The sequence below is a fragment of the Mycobacterium attenuatum genome (genome assembly GCF_900566085.1).
Taxonomy (GTDB): Bacteria; Actinomycetota; Actinomycetes; order Mycobacteriales; family Mycobacteriaceae; genus Mycobacterium; species Mycobacterium attenuatum.
The window spans coordinates 1-16,934 of the sequence record NZ_UPHT01000013.1 but is presented as its reverse complement, the minus strand read 5'-3'; the positions used below and the strand labels follow the sequence as shown (position 1 = coordinate 16,934).

The following is a 16,934-nucleotide window of genomic DNA, read 5'->3' as shown; positions in this document are numbered from 1 at the left end:
CCCACACCCAAGCCGTCCCCGCCGTGGCCCGCCCACGCCCCCACATCCTGTAGGCCATGCTGCGCGACCACCGGGCCTACCAACCCACCGCGCCTAACGCCGCGGCGGCTTGACAACTTCATTGAGATTCCTTCCTGATCAACACCATCGCCCGTCGGGTGTCATGGAACAAACCTATTACCCGTGGGGTCCGCAAGCGCACCGCGTCGCCACAGAAATTGACGATACTGTTGAATCCGACGGCGCCCCGCGGTATCGGCGAGATACCATCGACGGGATGCCGGAGTTCTCGGAGACCTCTGAAGCGGATCCCATCGATCCGCCGGTCCCGATTCCCGACGTACCGGGGGCTGACGCCGGGGCCGAAGGGTTACCGCCACGCTCTGTCCTCTCGCTGCGGCAACGCATCGTCGTCGACTCGTCTGCGCTCGGCGATATCGCGCTGCGTACCGCGGCGTCGTCAGTGCTGTCGACGACGGTGGCACCGGCCGTCGTCGCAACCGCGTTGCTGCGGGTCAATTCCGGCAGCGAACGCAGCAACTTGAATTTCTACGCCGAACTCGCCGCCGAACATGATCCCGCGAAGTCCTTTCCGGCGCCGACCGACCCGCCCAGGATTTCGTCACGGCGCGCAAGCCCGCTCGCTGAGTGGATCGCGCGCGGCACCGTCGACGATATCTCGTTCGCCAGCGGCTTCCGGGCGGTCAACCCCATCATGCGCAAGCAGTGGAGCGGCTTGACCGCCAACAACGTGGTGCGTGCACAGCATTGGCGCCATGACGACGGGCCGCGCCCCACGCTGTGTGTCATCCACGGTTTCATGGGTTCGTCATACTTGCTCAACGGCCTGTTCTTCTCATTGCCGTGGTATTACCGGTCCGGTTACGACGTTCTGTTGTACACCTTGCCCTTTCACGGCAAGCGAGCTGAAAAGCTTTCGCCGTTCAGCGGTTTCGGGTTCTTTGCCGGCGGTTTGAGCGGCTTCGCCGAGGCGATGGCACAGGCGGTGTACGACTTTCGCTCCATCGTGGATTACCTGCGCACCACCGGCGTCGAGCGAATCGCACTGACCGGAATATCGCTGGGCGGCTACACATCCGCGCTGGTGGCATCGGTGGAGAACCGGCTCGAGGCGGTCATCCCCAACTGTCCGGTGGTCAGCCCCGGCAAACTGTTCGACGAATGGTTTCCGGCCAGCAGGCTGGTCCGGCTGGGTCTGTGCCTGTCGCGCATCAGTCGCGACGAGTTGAACGCCGGCCTCGCCTACCACGGCCCACTGAACTATCGGCCGCTGCTGCCCAAGCAGCGCCGGATGATCATCACCGGCCTCGGCGACCGGATGGCGCCACCCGAGCATGCCGTAACACTGTGGGAACATTGGGATCACTGCGCGCTGCACTGGTTTCCTGGCAGTCACGTCATGCATGTGAGCCAGTTGGATTATCTGCGACGGATGACGCTGTTCCTGCGCAACTTCATGTTTGACTAACGACTTCGTGGTGCGAGGGGTGGTCTGCCCAAGCCGACGGGGTGGGCCACACCAGTCCCTCCAGCAGAGCGTCGGGCGCGGCGGCGTGTCCATCGAGTCGCCGGGTGGACGACGGTTCCAATGCCGTCAGCGCCGACCACTGGCTGCCGCGTTGCAGCGTCAGGCCGGCCAGCGGCGCCGCGCCGTCGGGGCGCGTATCGGTGCGAAACGCGCACGCGACGGCGACCGTGGACTGGCCGCCGCGGCGGCCGGCGGCGCCGATCTCCAGCGCGGCCCAGGTCTCAAGAGACGGGCGTGACCAAATCGCGGCCAATGTTTCGGGCAATGCAGCCTCCACGCTGACCCGGTAAGCGGCAAGGCAATCGGAGTCGCCGTGACGCATGCACCGCCAGGTTTCGCGCGCGGCCCGGGCCAACAGCCGCGGCATGTCGTCGCGCCCGACCATGGTGACGTCCCAACCGATTTCGCGAAGGTGGTCGGCGAGCCGGCGGGCGGCGACCTCGGCGGTCTCCTGCAACGGGATTTGCGGCGACCGGGCCTGCAGCGCTGCCAGGTTGGCGGCGGCCGACACCGTCAGCCCAATCCACACCTCCTGATCGCCGGCTGCGTTGGCGCGCGCGGTGATTCGGACGGTGTCGGCGCGGATGCCGTAACGGTTCAGGTACCCGGCTAGCAACGGCAGCGGTAGCACCTCAAGTCCGGCTGCCGGCGAACCGACGCGCAGCAGCGCCGTGGTGCGCACGTCGGTTCCGGGATCGGTGTCCGCCTTCCGCCGCCGCATCATCGCCAGGCGGCGACGCACGATCGTGGTGAAGTGCAGTCCGCGCCACCAGCCGAACAGGACGATCACCACGCCGGAGGCGATCCCGATCAGCCAGTAGTCAACGGTCGAGTGCCAGGGATATGCCATCACCGCGGGCACCACCGCAAGCAGCGCCAGGGCGATCCGCCCCCTTCCGGGTCGCGGAATCGAGTTGGGGCTCAAAGGATCGGCTCCTTTCGTCGACGCGCCGTCGCCACAGCTGCCGCGACGATGCCGACCAGCAACGCCAGCGCTGCGGCTCCGGCGAATGCGACGTTGCGCGGTGTGGTGTCCTTCGGCTTGGGTGCCGGCGGCACCGCAACCGGTTTCGCCGGTACCGCTGACGGTGGGGGGGACAGTTGCCAGGTCAGCGCCGCCACCGGATCGATGCCGCCGGCGCCGACAATGTTGGACGGGGCGCGGGCGCCGTTGTGCGCGGTGGCGGTGATGCGGCGTACCACCTCGCCCGCGTTCAGGCCGGGATACTTACTGCGGACCAACGCGGCGACACCGGAGACGTAGCCGGCCGCATAGCTGGTGCCGCTGAGCGGCATTAGCTGCTGGCGGTCGTTGGGAAGGCCGTTGGCCAGGCCGCCGGCGTCGCTGTTGCTCACCGACAAAATGTTTTCCCCGGGTGCGGCGATGCCCACCCACGGCCCGGCCATGGTGAACTTCGACGGCTGCCCGTCCGGCGTCAGGGACGCCACCGACAACACGTAAGGCTGCCACCACGACGGGATGGACACCGACGTCACGCCCGCCCAGTTCCGCGGATCGTCCGGACGGCTCAGGTCGGTCAACGGATTCGAATCGCAGGTCCCGCCGGTGATCGAACCGGCACCGCCGCTATTGCCTGCGGCGGCCACGATCACCACGTCCTTGTCCACGGCCGCATAGCGGATCGCCGCGCCCAGCGCGGACTGGTCGACCGTCCGGTCGGCGGGCAGGCAGGTCACCGCGGAAATGTTGATCACCCGGGCGCCGAGGTCGGCCGCATGCACGATAGCGCGGGACAGCGTGTCCACGTCGAGGGCGGCCCGCGCCAGCGTGGGGTCGCCACCTGAGGACTTTGGCGAGAACTTGGCCGAGGTCACCCTGATGGACAGCAATCGCGCCGCCGGAGCCACCCCCGCGAAGCCGTCGTCGCTGGGCTGACCGGCGACGATCCCGGCCACCAGAGTGCCGTGCCCGTCACAGTCGGTCAGGCCGTCGGTGGTATCCACGAAGTCGCCACCACCGTCTACGTTCGGCAGCCGCGGCCCCGGCTGGACCCCGGTGTCGAGGATGGCGACCAGCTGCCCCTCGCCGCGCGAGAACTGCCATGCTGCAGGCAGATTCAGCACCGCTTGGCTGGGCGCCGGGACGCTGACGTCGGTACCGGCGATAAGCCCCGAAACGGTGCAGGCGCCGCGTTGCTCCATCGTCTGCACGGGCCCCGGGGTACCGCTGGGCGGATCCACGGTGGCGTCGACAACCGGGGGCGCGATCGCCGACGCCGGCGGAGCGGTGGCCACCACAACAGCCAAAATAGCTGCGCAGCAACCTAATCCGGCGGCACGGGTCATCGATTGAGGATCCAGGTGAACAGGCCGACCAGGTATGCCATCACCGGGATGAGCGAAACGTCCAGGCCGGCCGCGACAAAGCCCAGCAGGCGCCGCAGCGGCAGGGAGTAGCTGTCCGGCGAGGCTATGTCCGGGTTGAGCGCAACGACGATCCAGGCCAGCACCAGTACGGCGAGCACCACCAGCGCGCCGAAGGCGGCGACATAGCGCCCGGTCGCGGTGTAGAGCACCAACAGGATTCCCGCCACCAGATGCGGCTGGGCCAGCAACCAAGCCTTGCAGGCGGCCGAATCCCATACCCGGGCGCGCAGCGCGGTCGCGGCCGCTGTCGCCGCCACCACGTACCAGCCCACGCCACCGACGGCTTCGGGACGCATCGCGATGGCTACCGATCCCAGGACGCTCAGCAGCACGGCCGCGGCGATGAAACCGTTTTGATGGGCGTCACTGATGCGCACCCGCCGCGGTAGGTCTTCGAGCATCCGCAACGACGGCGCCGATGGTGTGGGGTCCCCCGGCGCCGGGATGACCGGCAACGGAAAACGTGCCCACAGTGCCGACAGCTGGGCCGCCTGAATGGTGATCAGCAGGGCGGCCACGATCAGCCCGCAGCCAATGCTGCGCAACGGCAGCTGCCACAGCAGTTCGGCACCGGCGGCCAGCCATACTCCGGTCGCGGTCACCGCTACCGCGGTGAAGAAGGCGACGGTGCGCTCACGTTGGGCGCTGGGCACCATCAGGCAGATCAGCGACCACGCGGTGACACCCGCAGCAGCCAGCAGCAGCGCGGCCGGCCCGAATCTTCCGGGCACCGCCAGGGCCAGCGCCCCGGCGATGGGCACCAGCGCCGCAATCGACATGGCCGTGCCCGTTCGTGGCGACCGAGCCGTGACCAGCAAGCCGGCCACCGCCAGGACCGCCGCGATCCCGCTGACCGTGACCAGGCCGGCCAAGGCGCCAGTCGCCACCCGGTAGCTGATCGCCAGCCCGGTTGCCACCAGCGCCAGACCGATCACCGCGGCCAGCGCCCCGCGTTGAATATGCTTTGGCCCCCAGGGGCTTAGCCGCGAACTCGAGAAGATCATGGCGGCGTCGGCGATGTCCTCGACGATTCCCGGGGCGGCCGGACCGGTAGGTACCGGCTGCAATGCGAGCAGGTCACCGTCAACGACCCCGACGGTGTCCAAGCTGGCATCCAGGCTGAACGGTGCGCCGCCGATCGGCGCCAGACTTAGGTGCGGAGCCACACCCAGACCGGCTTCCCCGCCATCGCCGTTCTCCCCGGCGGGTATGACCAAACGCTGTACCGCAGGCAGAATTTCGCGCAGCGGCAGCTCCGCGGGCAGCGCCATCTCCGTCAACCGGCTGTCGGCGAGGATGGCGACGCGGACGATCGGCATGACGGTGCCCGTCATCAGCGGACCGTCCAATTGTGTTGGGGCCGTTGCGGGGACATCGTACTCACTTTCTGATTTCGGTTACGTGGGTTGTCCGGAGAAGTCGCGGGACAACCGCTGGCCGGAGAACCATTGACCCTCCGGCAGGTTGGCGATGAGTTGTTCGATCGCGACGGCAGTCGCGAACGGTGTGCCCGGACTGAAGGTCGAGACCCACTCACCGTCGAAGGCTCGCGATGGACTGACCAACACGCGGCCCTCGATGGTGTCGACGATGCTCAAACCGACCTCGGTGGTGGTGTGCTGGCCATCCCGATTACAGCCGGCGACGATCTCGACGTAGCTGCGCGGGCCGGAGAACACGGCCTCCACCACCGGCCGCGCCGAAGCCGGGATCCCCAGGTAGTCAAGGACTTCATCGAGTGGGGCGCCGGAGCGCAGCCGCTCGTCGGCGCGTGCGCCGACCCGCATGGGCATACTGAATTCCTCGAACCGGGCCGGCGCCCGCTGCGACAGCCCGACACCGAGCACCGGCACCAGCGCCCGCGGGTCATCGATATCCATAGCCGTGAAGGTGATCAGCTGAGCGCTGCGCAGCGCGACGACGGTATTGAATTTCCGTGCGGTCTTGCCGCCGGCGCCGATGCGCCGGGCGACAAAGCCACGCAGTAACTCGTCTGTTCCCTCAGCCGAGGCGGGGCCCACATAACGTAGGTCCAGCCAGCGGTCGGGAAAGCACACCACCTTGATCCAGTCGGCTACCGCGGCGTTGACGGTACCGTCCGGCGACATCAGGCCCAGCCCCGTCAGCTCGTCCTTCTGCCGGTCGGAGAACGCATTTCGTTGCGCGGCATCGGAATAAGGCGGGGTGATGGCCAGGACCCATGGGAAGCTGCCGGCCCCGACACTTTCGGCGATGAACCACGCGTTGTCCACCGTCAGCTCAACGGCATTCGGCTCCGAGGGTTCTGCGAGCTGTGAAACCATCGAGGCGCTAGCCGCCCCACTTCGCGGCTTCGGCCAGGTCGCGGGCCATCATCGCCGTCGTGTTGGCTTCGTGCGTGCCGGACATCGACTGGTAGGCGCGCACCAGGTCGGCCATGGCCTGGTTCCACTGCTGCTGCCACGCCTGATACGTCAACCCGGTGTCACCTTGCCAGGCGTTGGACAGTGCGGACTGTTCGGTGGCGATATCGGCGCCCAGCCCCTGCATGGTGCCGGCATATCCCGACATGTCCCCGGCGTGCGCCAGCATCGCCGGGTAGTTGTACATGATCTGTGACATCACAAATCCTTTCGGTTAACTGTGGGCTCAGAACGCCGTGTAGCTGGAAGCAGCCGCGGAATCTGCCGCCACGTAGGTGCCGGCGGCATCGCCGAGGTTAGCCTGGGCGATATCCAGCAAAGCGTTGACCCGCGCCGCTGCCTCCACAAACCGGGCATGCGCGGCCTGAAATGCGGCGGCGGATTCGCCTTGGTGAAACGCCTGCGCCGACATCGCCGCCTGCTCGGCCTGACCTATCGTGTGCCGCATCAACGCCGCCTTGGCACCAAACGCCGACTGGGAGGCCACCAACTGCGGAATGTGGGCGTCCAGAAGACTCATAACAACCTCTTTCTCTCGCGATTCGGATTGCGGTTACTCACTGTCGTGGCGTGAAGCGTCGTCTCCCCCCTTCTGCTGACCATCCCAGCTACTCGGCACCATCGGCATCCGCGGACCGGCGCCGAACTCGTCACCGCCGAGCGCGGCCAAACCGACTGCCTGCAGGGCGGCCTCTTTGGCTGCGGTGCCGGCGAACCCGAGCTGCCCTGCGCCGCGTTCGGAGGACTGCGGCGGCTCCTCGGTTGCCAGCGGAGGGAGCGCGGCGCCGGAGTCCATGTCGAGGAATTCATCGCCATAGTCCCGCAATTCGCGCCGCCGGCGGCGTCGCGCGCGGGTCGCCGCGCTGGTTGCGGCAGCCACACCGGCCGCCGGGATGGTGGCCGACGGCGCCTTGATGCTGCCTCGACCACCCACAGTAGGACCCGAGCTGGGTCCCCAATCATCAATGGCGCCAACCATATACGCAATACTTGCGGGAGCCGGGGCGGCCGCGGCCGGCGCGGCGCCGGCCGAAGTAGCCGCTCCGGCCGTCGGTGCCGGAGCCCCAGCGACGCCGCCAGCCGTTGACGCGAGACTGACGGCCGGCCATACGGACGCAGCCGCGGCAACGACGGCCAGGGGTGCTCCCACGGCTGGGGCTACCGCGATCTCGGCAGGAACCAGCGCCGCGAACGCTATCGCGCTCAGACCCAGGCTGAACCCGGCCGGCACCAGCAACGGCGAACTCAACACCATGCCCCAGAAGGGCCAGCCGACCAGATTGAAGAAAAACTGGTAACCCAGCGCGAACAACATTGGGCCGTAGGTGATCAACGCCGCCACCGGGTTGGTGAGGAAGGCGATGATGATCTTTATCGAGTTGCCGATGGGATCTTGCAGGAATGTCGCGACCTCTTCGAGCATCCAGCCGTAAAACCCGGTGTACGCATTCCACAGATCCTGGAGCAACTGCCAGAGGAACTGCCAGGGGTTGAACGCGACCGCTTGCGCCTGAGCCGCGTTGGCCACCACCGCCGCGGCCGGTTCACCGCCGGGGTTTACCACTGCCGGCGCTGGAGCGGGCGGCGGGAGCGACACCAGCGCGCTACCCGCGGCCGCCTGATAGAGGCCCATGGTCGCGGCAGCCTGGACCCACATGCGCATGTAGTCGGCCTCATTCAGCGCGATCGGAATGGTATTGATGCCAAAGAAATTGGTCGCCACCAGGATGCCGTGAATGACGTGGTTGGCGGCCAGCTCCACCAGCGTCGGCATGGCCGCCAAGGCGGCCGTGTAGGCGGCCGCGACCGCCTCGTGCTGGGCTGCGATCGCCGCGCTGTCGGCGCTGGCCTGCATCAGCCACGTCACATAGGGCAGATGTGCGGTGACATATCGCTGCGCAGTGGACCCCTGCCACGCTCCCGCTTGCACCGCCCCCAGGATGTCGCTGAGTTCCATTGCAGCCGCGGCGTATTCGGTGCTGAGCGTGTTCCAGGCGGTCGCGGCCGCCAGTAGCGATGCCGGACCGGGGCCATTGCTCAGCAACGCCGAATGCACTTCGGGCGGCGACGCAATCCAGATAGGCCCCAGGGGCGCAACCATGTTCAGGCGCCTGCGATCCCGTAGGTAGCCGCGGCCACCGCATCACCGGCGAGATAGCTTGCGCCGGATTCGCCCACCCCGACACCCGCACGTCCCAGCTCTTCGACGCCTTCTGCGGCGACGACGGCATGCTCCTGCCCCTGGACGCTGAAGCCGGCGGCAGTCTCCAGCGACACCGGGTCCGCCGCCGGCGGCGTCACCACCGTGATGGCCGGGGCGGCAGCCGCGTGCGCGGCCGCCAACCGCGCCGTCAGCGCTCCCACTGCCGCGCTGGCTGCGGCCAGTCCTTCCGGAACCACTCGCAACGTCATGACTGACTCCCCTTCTGTTGCGTTTCACCAACTGTCGCGGCCTCCCCGGCGAGCGGGTTGACCAACTGCATGTAGGTCGGAGATTCGCTGTCGCTCAACAACACCGCGCGTCCGGGCGGCATCCGGTCGAATCGCTGACCTCGGATCTTGCCGCTGTCGGCCGGATTGCCCGAGAGCATGACGGTGGTCGCCTGCAGGTCGTTGAACCGCCGCAGGAGCTGGCTGGTCATCAGCGCGTGACCGGATCCCGACGCCCGCGCCGTGACGATCACCCGCAACCCCAAATCGCTTGCCTGGCCGAGCAGACCGATCAGCGGGGTCCAGGGCCGCTGGCCTATGTAGGGACCCGTCATGGCCGCCGTATCCGGGATCTGATCGACGTCGTCGATGACGAGGTAGTGGGTGTGGCCGTGGTAAGTCCAGCGGGCCAGCTCGGCGGGCGACAGCCCGGCCGGTGGCCGGCGCGACTCGATGAGGTTGGCCAGCCCCAGCATCGCCGGGATGATCCGGTCGATGTTGGCCGTGTACTCGTTGTCGGGGAACAGCGGCTCGTCGACCAGGTGCAGCCGGCGGTCCAGCACGGTGAAGGCCACCTCGTCGGCCGTGGAGTGCTCCCGGACGGTGCGGATGAGGTGGCGCAGCAGGGTGGTCTTCCCGGACTTGCTGTCGCCGAACACCATCAGCAGCGGGTTGGCGGCCAGGTCGAGCAGCACCGGCGCCAGGTCTTCCTCGCGCTGGCCGATGACAACCTGATCCGGCCCCCGATACAGTCCGCCGAGCGCTTCGGGAGCCAGGTTGGTGGGCAGCAACCGCACCGGCGGGGCGGTAACGCCCGGGTAGCGGGCGTTGATCGCGGCAATCTGTTCCGGTTGCGGAGCGGCGAACAGGAAATGCTCGGCAGCCATGGTCAATCCGCGGCCCGGCTGGTCGGCCGGCACCGCGTCGGCCGGGCGGCGCAGCGCGCCGACCACGCGCACATTGCTGTCGCGCGCGTCATGCAGCTTCAGCTCCAGGCGCAGCCCCAGGCCGTCGCGCATGGCCAGCGGTACCTCCAGCCAGCTCGGGGTGGTGATGATCACGTGGATGCCGTACGCCAGCCCCACGTTGACCAGCTCGGTCACCTTGGCCAGCAACGGGTTTCGCGTGTTGAACTGGTCAATGTTGTCGCGGCCGAACGCATAGAGGTTGTCGATGACCAGGAACACCTCGCCGTAGCCGTCGTCGGGGGCCGACCCGTTGCCGCCGCGGTTGCGGAACATCTCACGCTGTTGGCGGGACAGCAGCAGCTGCTCCAGCTCACCGAAGGTACGACGGATGCGTTCGGCCTCCAGCGCCGACGCGACGCTGCCGACATGGGCCAGGCCCTCCAGCGCGCGCAGTTGCCCGCCACCGTAATCCAGGCAGTAGAACGTCACCTCACGCGGCGAATGCAGGCTGGCGGCCGAGAGCATGAACGTCTGCAGTGCAGTCGATTTGCCGGACTTCGGACCCCCATGGATCACCATGTTGCCAGCCGACGACCGAGCGTCGAACACCAGCGGATCGCGGCGCATCTCGAAGGGCTTGTCGATCTCACCGAGCGGCCAACGCCACTGCTGAGGCGACACCCCGGCCCGGGAAAGCAGCGTGGTGAGGGGAATCGATTCGTCCAGCGGCGGCAGCCACAGCTGGGGCGCTTGGGGCCCGCAGCGGGCGAGTTGTTCGCCGATGGTTGCGATCAGCTTGCGCGGTGGTCCGACCGGTTCCTCGGCTTCGGCGGTGGCGATCACGGTGTCCGGGTCCGCCTCCACGGCCGCGGCGGTGAAGATCTTGGGCTCTGGGATGGATTGCACCACTTGTGCTTTGGTAGCACGCGGCGGTTCGTAGATACCGTCGACGTAGGTGCTGCGGAACTTGATCGGGGTGGCTCCGGGCGCGGGCACCAAGAAGCCGATGCCTTTGTGTTCTTTGCCGGACTCGATATGGTAGGCGTCCTCGACACCGATGATCTGGCGGGAAACGCTGGGGCTGGCCACTTTCAGCCCGATCCGGTAGGAGGTGTTCTTATCGATGTCCTTGATCTTGCCGACATCCAGCGTCTGGGACGCGAACAGGATGTGGATACGGAACGACCGGCCTTTGCGAGCCACGTAGTCGAACAGCTCGGCGTATTCCGGATGATCGGCCAGCATCAAGGTGAACTCGTCGGCTACGACGAACAGCGTTGGGATCGGCGCTAAATCGAATGTGCCGGGCGCTCCGGATTCTCGAGCGTTCTCGTACTCGAGCACGGAGTTGAACGCACTGCCCTGCACGCGACGGCCCGCCTCGCGCAGCAGCATTTCCCGCCGGGCCACCTCCCCACGCAGCGTGTCGGCAAACCGGTCGGCCAGCGACTTCTTCTCGGCCATGTTCGAGATCACCGCGACAACCTGCGGGAAATTTCGGAAGCTGTCCGCACCGGCCTCACCCTTGAAGTCGGCGTAAATGACGATCAGCCGGTCCGCGGAGTGAGTCGTCAACAGCGCCAACAGGATCGACATCAGGGTCTGCGATTTGCCCGAACCGGTCATGCCGATCATCAGCCCGTGCGGACCCATTCCGCCTTCGGCTTCGTCCTTGAGGTCGAACATCAGCGGCTCGCCGGTGGCAGTGACGCCGATCGGCACTCGCAACTCGTCGTCACGTCGGCGCGGTGCCCACAGCGCCGGTACGTCCAGCCGCGACGCGTCCGGAATTCCCAGCAGCGTGGTGAAACTCGCGCCCCGCGTGGCCGCGGAGCGCAGCCCTACGTGCGTCGGGTTGGAGTCCCAACGGGACAGCCGGCGGGCCAGGTGGGCAGCCTCCTCGGCCCCCAACTCGTCCGCGGTGTCGATATAGGGCTGCCAGCCGCCGGTCAACCACCGTTGGATGGCACCGTCAGTCAGCTGCAGGATCGGTTGTTCCGGATCGGAATACTGTTCGCGGTGTGGCGCCGTGGCCGAATAGTGCACGACGGTCACCCCCGCGCGGCCCATCGCCAATGCTGACGCGGCCACATCGTACTCGGGATCGTCGACGACGATGACCAAGTGCCGCAATGCATCAGCTGCCGCACCGGTGAACGCTGGACGGTCCAGCAGGGTCGGGCCCAGGACTTGGACCAGCTCGTCGGCGTCGGTGACCAGATAGCGGGCCGGGCCCACGCCGTCGACCTGCCCGGGAATGTCGACGTGCGGCAACCACTTCAGCCAGGACCAGTCGCAGCTCTCCAGATCGGGGCTGGCCAGCGCCACCCCGAGCACCGTCGGGTCGTGCCAGGTGACCGCCTGAGCCAGCCACGCTCGCAGCGCGGCACGCACCTCATCACGGTCGCCGAGCACCGTGATCCGCGAAACCTTGGTCAGGTCGATCCCCGTCGGAACATCGCGGACGGTGCGCTGCGTGTCGAGTAGGCTACGTAATGCGCTGTGCGACACCGGTTCCAAGTCAACTTCGTCGGCAGTGTCGTTGACCCGCAGGGTGGTAGCCAGGGGCGCGGAGTGCCGTCCGGCCCGCAGCACCAGGAAGTCCGGGTCGTGCGGGTCGCGCTCCCACTGGCGGCGGGATCCGGGCACCGAAGTCAGGGCTTGCGGTTCCGGATGGGACCACTGCGCGGCCGCGCGCTGTTCGGCGGCCTGCGCCCGGATGTTGTCGCGAACCACCGACAGATAACGCAGGTAGTCGGCCCGCTCGGCGTCGACTTCCTCAGTGCGCATCTTGTTGTCGTTGCCGCGAAAAAGTGAGGTGGCCGCTAGCAGCATCACGAACGGAAAGAACAGAGTCTGTGGAGAAATCAGCCGCATCCCGGTCGCGACCATGGCGACGATCATGCCGACGATCAGGATCCCCATCAGGTAGGGCATCGCGCGCCGAAACAGCGACGGCGGAATGACCCGGGGTAACTGGGGTGGCGCCTCGATGGTGATGGTGCCCTTACGGGACGTCGGCGGAGTCAGCCGCCGGCGAGCCTCGAAGATCAGCCTGCTCATCGGGTTCCTCCATCGGCCGACACCGCAGGTCCGGGCTTGGTGTCCGGTGGCAGGGTGTCGTGAGCCAACAATGCGTCGGTCCGTGACAGCGTCGGCCCGGGCGCAAACAGCGATAGCATCGACCACGGGATGGTCAGCGGCGGTGGCTGCAGGCCAAGAGCCTCAACGGTTTTGCGTCCGCCTTCGCCTTCGGTGTCGACGCCGTAGCGCACCCCGGTATCGGAGACCCAGAACAACGACCCGGTCGCCGGGGCAGCCGCGCCACCACCCACGCTCTGGGTGAAATAGCCGGTGCCGGGCGCCAGCGCGACCTGGGTGGCTGTTGAACCGCCGCCCCCGACCAGATCGACGGTGCGCACCGCGTCGGGCACCGGCAGCGCCGCGCCGCTGAGCAAGCTCAGCGAACTGGTGGCCGCCCCGGCCGGCTTACTCCAGTACGCGCAGGTGACGGGACTGCGCGCGACGTCGACCAGGCTGAGCGGCTGTGCGGGATAACGCGTGGTATCCAGCATTCGGGAGACGGGCAGCTTGGCCACCTCGTCGGCGTCGAGGCGCGGCGGCTGCTGCAAACCATAGGAATTGGTGTTGCGCAGGATCGCGGCCAGCACCGGTGAGATCGGCTGTAGACCGTCCGGCAGCACCGCATAGTACTGCGAGGTTTCGGCATTGGCGGCGGCGTTGATGGCCAAAGCATCGACCACCGCGCCGATGGGTGCGGGGACCGCGAAGGCCGGCTGGCCGCCGGCGTTCGGAATAACCGGCGCGGTCAGTGGCGGCGCTTCGGGAATGGCGTTGAACAACCCCAATGCGATCGGCCGCGGCGCCGGCACGTCGGCGCCCAGACCGAGCGCGCTGGTGACCGGGTGGTCGGCCAGGTCCAGTTGGCTGCGCTTGCCGTCCCACAGCAGCCAGCTGCCCGCGCCACCATCACCAGCGAAGGTGACCAGCACGGCTTGGGTGGAGCCGAGGGTGGCCGCGCGGGCACCCTCGCTGTCCGGTCGCCCCGCGATGACCGTGACCGCGGCGCTGTGGGCGCTATGTCCGCCCTGCCCGCTGATGGTGTCGCACACCGTCCAGTTGGCGTCTCGGGTGGTGTTCTGCACCATCCGCTCCGGGGCGCCCGGAATGCCGATCAGATTCCCACGCGGAAAGCGGTCCAGCTCAGAGCTTTTCACGGTCGTGGGGTTGACCGGCTTGCCGACGATCAGCCGAGCCGACGTCAGGTTGAGTACCGGATGCACCGTGTCGCCGACGCGGACATACAGCGCGGCGGTGGAGCGGTCGGCCAGCACCGGACTGCTGCCCGCCTGGCCGTTGGGCCGGATCAGCGAAAACACGAAGCAACCGACCAGCCCGGTGATCAGGATCAGCGCCCCCATCAGCACCGCGCGCGACTGGGTGCGCAGCGGGTCGACGAGCATGCGGGTGTCGTGCAAGGCGATACCCGAGGCGATGCGGCGCATCACGAACCGCCACCCGGTCACCTGGTGGCGAGTGACGAAACCCCGGCGGTAGACGACCTTGTCGGGGTTGTGATTGACCGGGGTACGCGACGCAAACGAACGGCGTTCTGGTTCAGGGCTACTCATGCCGGCACCGAGAGTCCCAGGCCGCGCAGCAGCGGCTCCACGGACCTGTTCACGTCCTCGGCGGTGATGGTCATCAGCTCCTCGTCGCTGAACTCGCCGGTTCCGGCGTGCTCTGAGTGGTCAAGCCGGAATTCACGTTCTTCTTCCGCGCGTTCAACGATGTTGCGCACGAACCGTCCATTGCCCGCGATGTCGAGGCTGCGGCGCATGATTCCGTTGGAGTCCGGGGTGGTGGCCGCTGCCAATCCGGCGAACAACGCCTCCAGGTGGTCGAGCGCCGATCGCTCGAAGATGCTGTCGCGCTGCTCGGCCATCTTGTGCGCGATCTCGACGAGCTCGTGCGAGGCGTACGACGGGAATTCGATGCTGCGGGTGAACCGCGACCGCAGACCCTCGTTGGTGTCGAGGAACTTGTCCAGGTCGGCCCGGTACCCGGCGATGATCACCACCAGCCGGTCGCGGTCGTTTTCCATGCGAGCCAGCAGGGTGTCGATCGCCACCAGCCCGAAGTCGTTCTTAGCGCCGGTGGCCACCAGGGCATAGGCCTCGTCGAGGAACAGCACCCCATCGAGTGCGCTGTCGATGATGGCGTTGGTCTTGGCCTCGGTCTCCCCGATGTGCTGCCCGATGAGGTCGGCGCGGTGCACCTCCCTGATGTTCTCTCGCTTCAAAAGGCCTAGGCCGCAATAGATTTTTGCGACGACGCGGGCAATCGTCGTCTTACCAGTCCCAGGCGGCCCGGCGAAGATCAGGTGGTGTGTGCGTTGGGCCACCGTGAGCCCACGCTGCTTGCGCACCAATTCCATGGCCACCGAGCTCTTGAGCCGTGACACCTGGTTTTTGACCTCGTCGAGACCGATGAATTCGGCGAGCTGACGTTCGGCCTCGTGGAGCAACGCGGCCTTGCGCTCGTGAGCCGCAGGATCAATGAAATCGTCTGCGCTGGGCTCAGTTTCGGGATCCCATGGGTCCGTGCGGGCCTCGATCCGGGCCGCGGTGGTGGTCACAATGCCGAAGCTGGTATCCGACAGGGCCTGCTCGACCTGCTCGTTCTCCGGGTGGGCCGCGTAGAGATCCTGCAGTACTTCACTGGCCGAGTCTTCGTCGACATGCGCGCGCAACACCAGGGCTTTGGCCAGTGCGCCGTCGAGGGCGGCGACCGGGACCGGCCCTTCGGGCTCCTCCAGATACGACAACGCCGGGGCGAACATGCCCAACCGGGCCAGCGCGGTGCCCAGGGTGATCTTCGCGGCGTGGGCAAAAGTCTGATCGAGATCAGCATCGTTGACGATCGGGGTCAGCAGCTTGACGACGTCCGCCCAGCGCGCCGCACGGTAGTTGATGACGACCATGAGCCAGCGGGCCTCGCGCCAGCCGGGGCGGCGCCCGGTGATGCCGGCAACCAACTCGTGCGCCTGCGCGTATTCACCTGCCGTCGCCAGTGCCGCCGCGTAGGCGAGATGGAAATCGTCCGGACCGTTGGCCCGGAACCGCAAGTACAACCCGGTGTCGTAGTGGAACCCCAGGGCGTTGGTCGCCAGTTCCACGTGGCGCTGCAACACGCCGGCGGTGCCCGCGGTGCGCGATACGGCCTCCAGCACGCCGATGGACTGATCACCGGCGGCGGCCAGCCCCGTCCACGCGTCGCACTGATCACCGGCGATGCGGGTGAGCGCGGTGAACCCTGACCGGGCAGCAGTCAGGTCGGCCGGTCGCCGCCGGTCATAGACCGCGATACCCAGCGCCCGGCAGCAGGTTGCGAACCGGCTGACGACGTCAGCGTCTACCTTGCCGTTCGTCCGGGATGCGACGGAGTGAGTTGCGAGCATGCCGATATCACTGCGTTCCACGCTCCCGCCGTCTCCTGAACCTAAGGTCGCCACTGGTTACTTCCGCCTGAAGCTGGCCTCCCGAAGTTAGCATTGCATAAGCTAACCTGTCGAGGGTGGTTCCGGGCGGGTTGCCTCAACATATGGTGGCCTTTCTTATGGCACTGACCAGCGCCTTGGGCGCAGGCCTTGGTAGCGTTGGCCAGTGCTCGCGGCTCCATGCCTGGCGCGTCTCCCGTTGGAACCCATTCGAACCATTGGAGCTCACCCAGCACTATGCAGCTTAGTGAACATGATTTTCATTACCAAGGCGGGGTAGGCCCGACCCGGCCAATGATCGGCGTCGTGTCGCCAATGACGACCACACCTGATTTGGGAAAAAAATCTCACAGACTATAACTATTGTCAACTATTTCCTATTGATAACGTGACAGGAAGTCTTGCCGAGCCCTCCACTACCACCGGTTCTGACCCTCCTGCGGGCCAGCGCCTCCGGTCTACCGCCGCCGGCTCGGGCCCGAATGCCGGGCCAAGGCCGGACCCACATGACGCGGATCGAGGCACGGGCCCGGCACGCGTCCGGACGGTCAGTTGGGAATGCGGCTAGTTGGTGAAGGTTCTGGCCGGCGCCGACCATCTACTCCATTCGGTCAGGCGCCCCACTTGGCGGCCTCGGCGGTGTCGCGGGCCAGCATCGCCATCGTGTTGGATTCGTGGGTAGCCGCCATCGACTGATAGGACCGCATCAGGTCCGCCATGGCCTGGTTCCACTGGGT

Annotated in this window: 12 protein-coding genes and 1 pseudogene; 1 reads left to right on the top strand and 12 read right to left on the bottom strand. The window is 67.1% G+C overall.

Annotated features, from left to right (window positions below):
- The first annotated feature begins 277 nt into the window (after window positions 1-277).
- Window positions 278-1,489, top strand: coding sequence for an alpha/beta hydrolase family protein (locus EET13_RS02315; RefSeq protein ID WP_122440777.1), 1,212 nt, complete (start codon window positions 278-280; stop codon window positions 1,487-1,489).
- Here EET13_RS02315 and eccE read toward each other — a convergent pair.
- From eccE to EET13_RS02255, 12 genes and pseudogenes are all read right to left on the bottom strand, one after another.
- Window positions 1,476-2,474 carry a type VII secretion protein EccE gene (gene eccE / locus EET13_RS02310; protein WP_122440776.1) on the bottom strand — a complete coding sequence of 333 codons (999 nt, stop codon included), beginning with the start codon at window positions 2,472-2,474 and terminating at the stop codon, window positions 1,476-1,478. The two genes, EET13_RS02315 and eccE, sit on opposite strands and share 14 nt — an antisense overlap.
- Window positions 2,471-3,856 carry a type VII secretion-associated serine protease mycosin gene (gene mycP / locus EET13_RS02305; RefSeq protein WP_122440775.1) on the bottom strand — a complete coding sequence of 462 codons (1,386 nt, stop codon included), beginning with the start codon at window positions 3,854-3,856 and terminating at the stop codon, window positions 2,471-2,473. Before mycP ends, eccE begins: the two co-directional genes overlap by 4 nt.
- Complete coding sequence (gene eccD, locus EET13_RS02300; RefSeq protein ID WP_122440774.1) at window positions 3,853-5,271, bottom strand: type VII secretion integral membrane protein EccD; 1,419 nt, start codon at window positions 5,269-5,271, stop codon at window positions 3,853-3,855. The genes mycP and eccD overlap by 4 nt, the downstream gene beginning before the upstream one ends.
- A 63-nt stretch (window positions 5,272-5,334) precedes the next feature.
- Entirely contained in the window at window positions 5,335-6,240 is a 906-nt protein-coding gene (locus EET13_RS02295; protein ID WP_122440773.1) for an ESX secretion-associated protein EspG, read from the bottom strand.
- A gap of 7 nt (window positions 6,241-6,247) precedes the next feature.
- Window positions 6,248-6,538, bottom strand: coding sequence for a WXG100 family type VII secretion target (locus EET13_RS02290; protein ID WP_122440772.1), 291 nt, complete (start codon window positions 6,536-6,538; stop codon window positions 6,248-6,250).
- A 27-nt stretch (window positions 6,539-6,565) separates the two neighbouring features.
- The gene (gene esxG, locus EET13_RS02285; protein WP_122440771.1) at window positions 6,566-6,859 is read right to left on the bottom strand and encodes a type VII secretion system protein EsxG; all 294 of its coding nucleotides are present in this window, start codon (window positions 6,857-6,859) and stop codon (window positions 6,566-6,568) included.
- A 33-nt stretch (window positions 6,860-6,892) separates the two neighbouring features.
- Window positions 6,893-8,440: a PPE family protein gene (locus EET13_RS02280; protein ID WP_122440770.1), complete on the bottom strand. Its 1,548-nt coding sequence runs from the start codon at window positions 8,438-8,440 to the stop codon at window positions 6,893-6,895.
- 2 nt (window positions 8,441-8,442) lie between these two features.
- Window positions 8,443-8,751, bottom strand: coding sequence for a PE family protein (locus EET13_RS02275; protein ID WP_122440769.1), 309 nt, complete (start codon window positions 8,749-8,751; stop codon window positions 8,443-8,445).
- Entirely contained in the window at window positions 8,748-12,740 is a 3,993-nt protein-coding gene (eccCa, locus tag EET13_RS02270; RefSeq protein WP_122440768.1) for a type VII secretion protein EccCa, read from the bottom strand. The genes EET13_RS02275 and eccCa overlap by 4 nt, the downstream gene beginning before the upstream one ends.
- Window positions 12,737-14,329 (bottom strand): type VII secretion protein EccB, encoded by a 1,593-nt coding sequence (eccB, locus tag EET13_RS02265; RefSeq protein ID WP_122440767.1) that lies wholly within the window; start codon window positions 14,327-14,329, stop codon window positions 12,737-12,739. Before eccB ends, eccCa begins: the two co-directional genes overlap by 4 nt.
- Window positions 14,326-16,179, bottom strand: a complete 1,854-nt coding sequence (gene eccA, locus EET13_RS02260; RefSeq protein WP_211186326.1) for a type VII secretion AAA-ATPase EccA — start codon at window positions 16,177-16,179, stop codon at window positions 14,326-14,328. The genes eccB and eccA overlap by 4 nt, the downstream gene beginning before the upstream one ends.
- Window positions 16,180-16,808: 629 nt before the next feature.
- Window positions 16,809-16,934, bottom strand: a pseudogene (locus EET13_RS02255) (WXG100 family type VII secretion target); the annotation flags it as partial.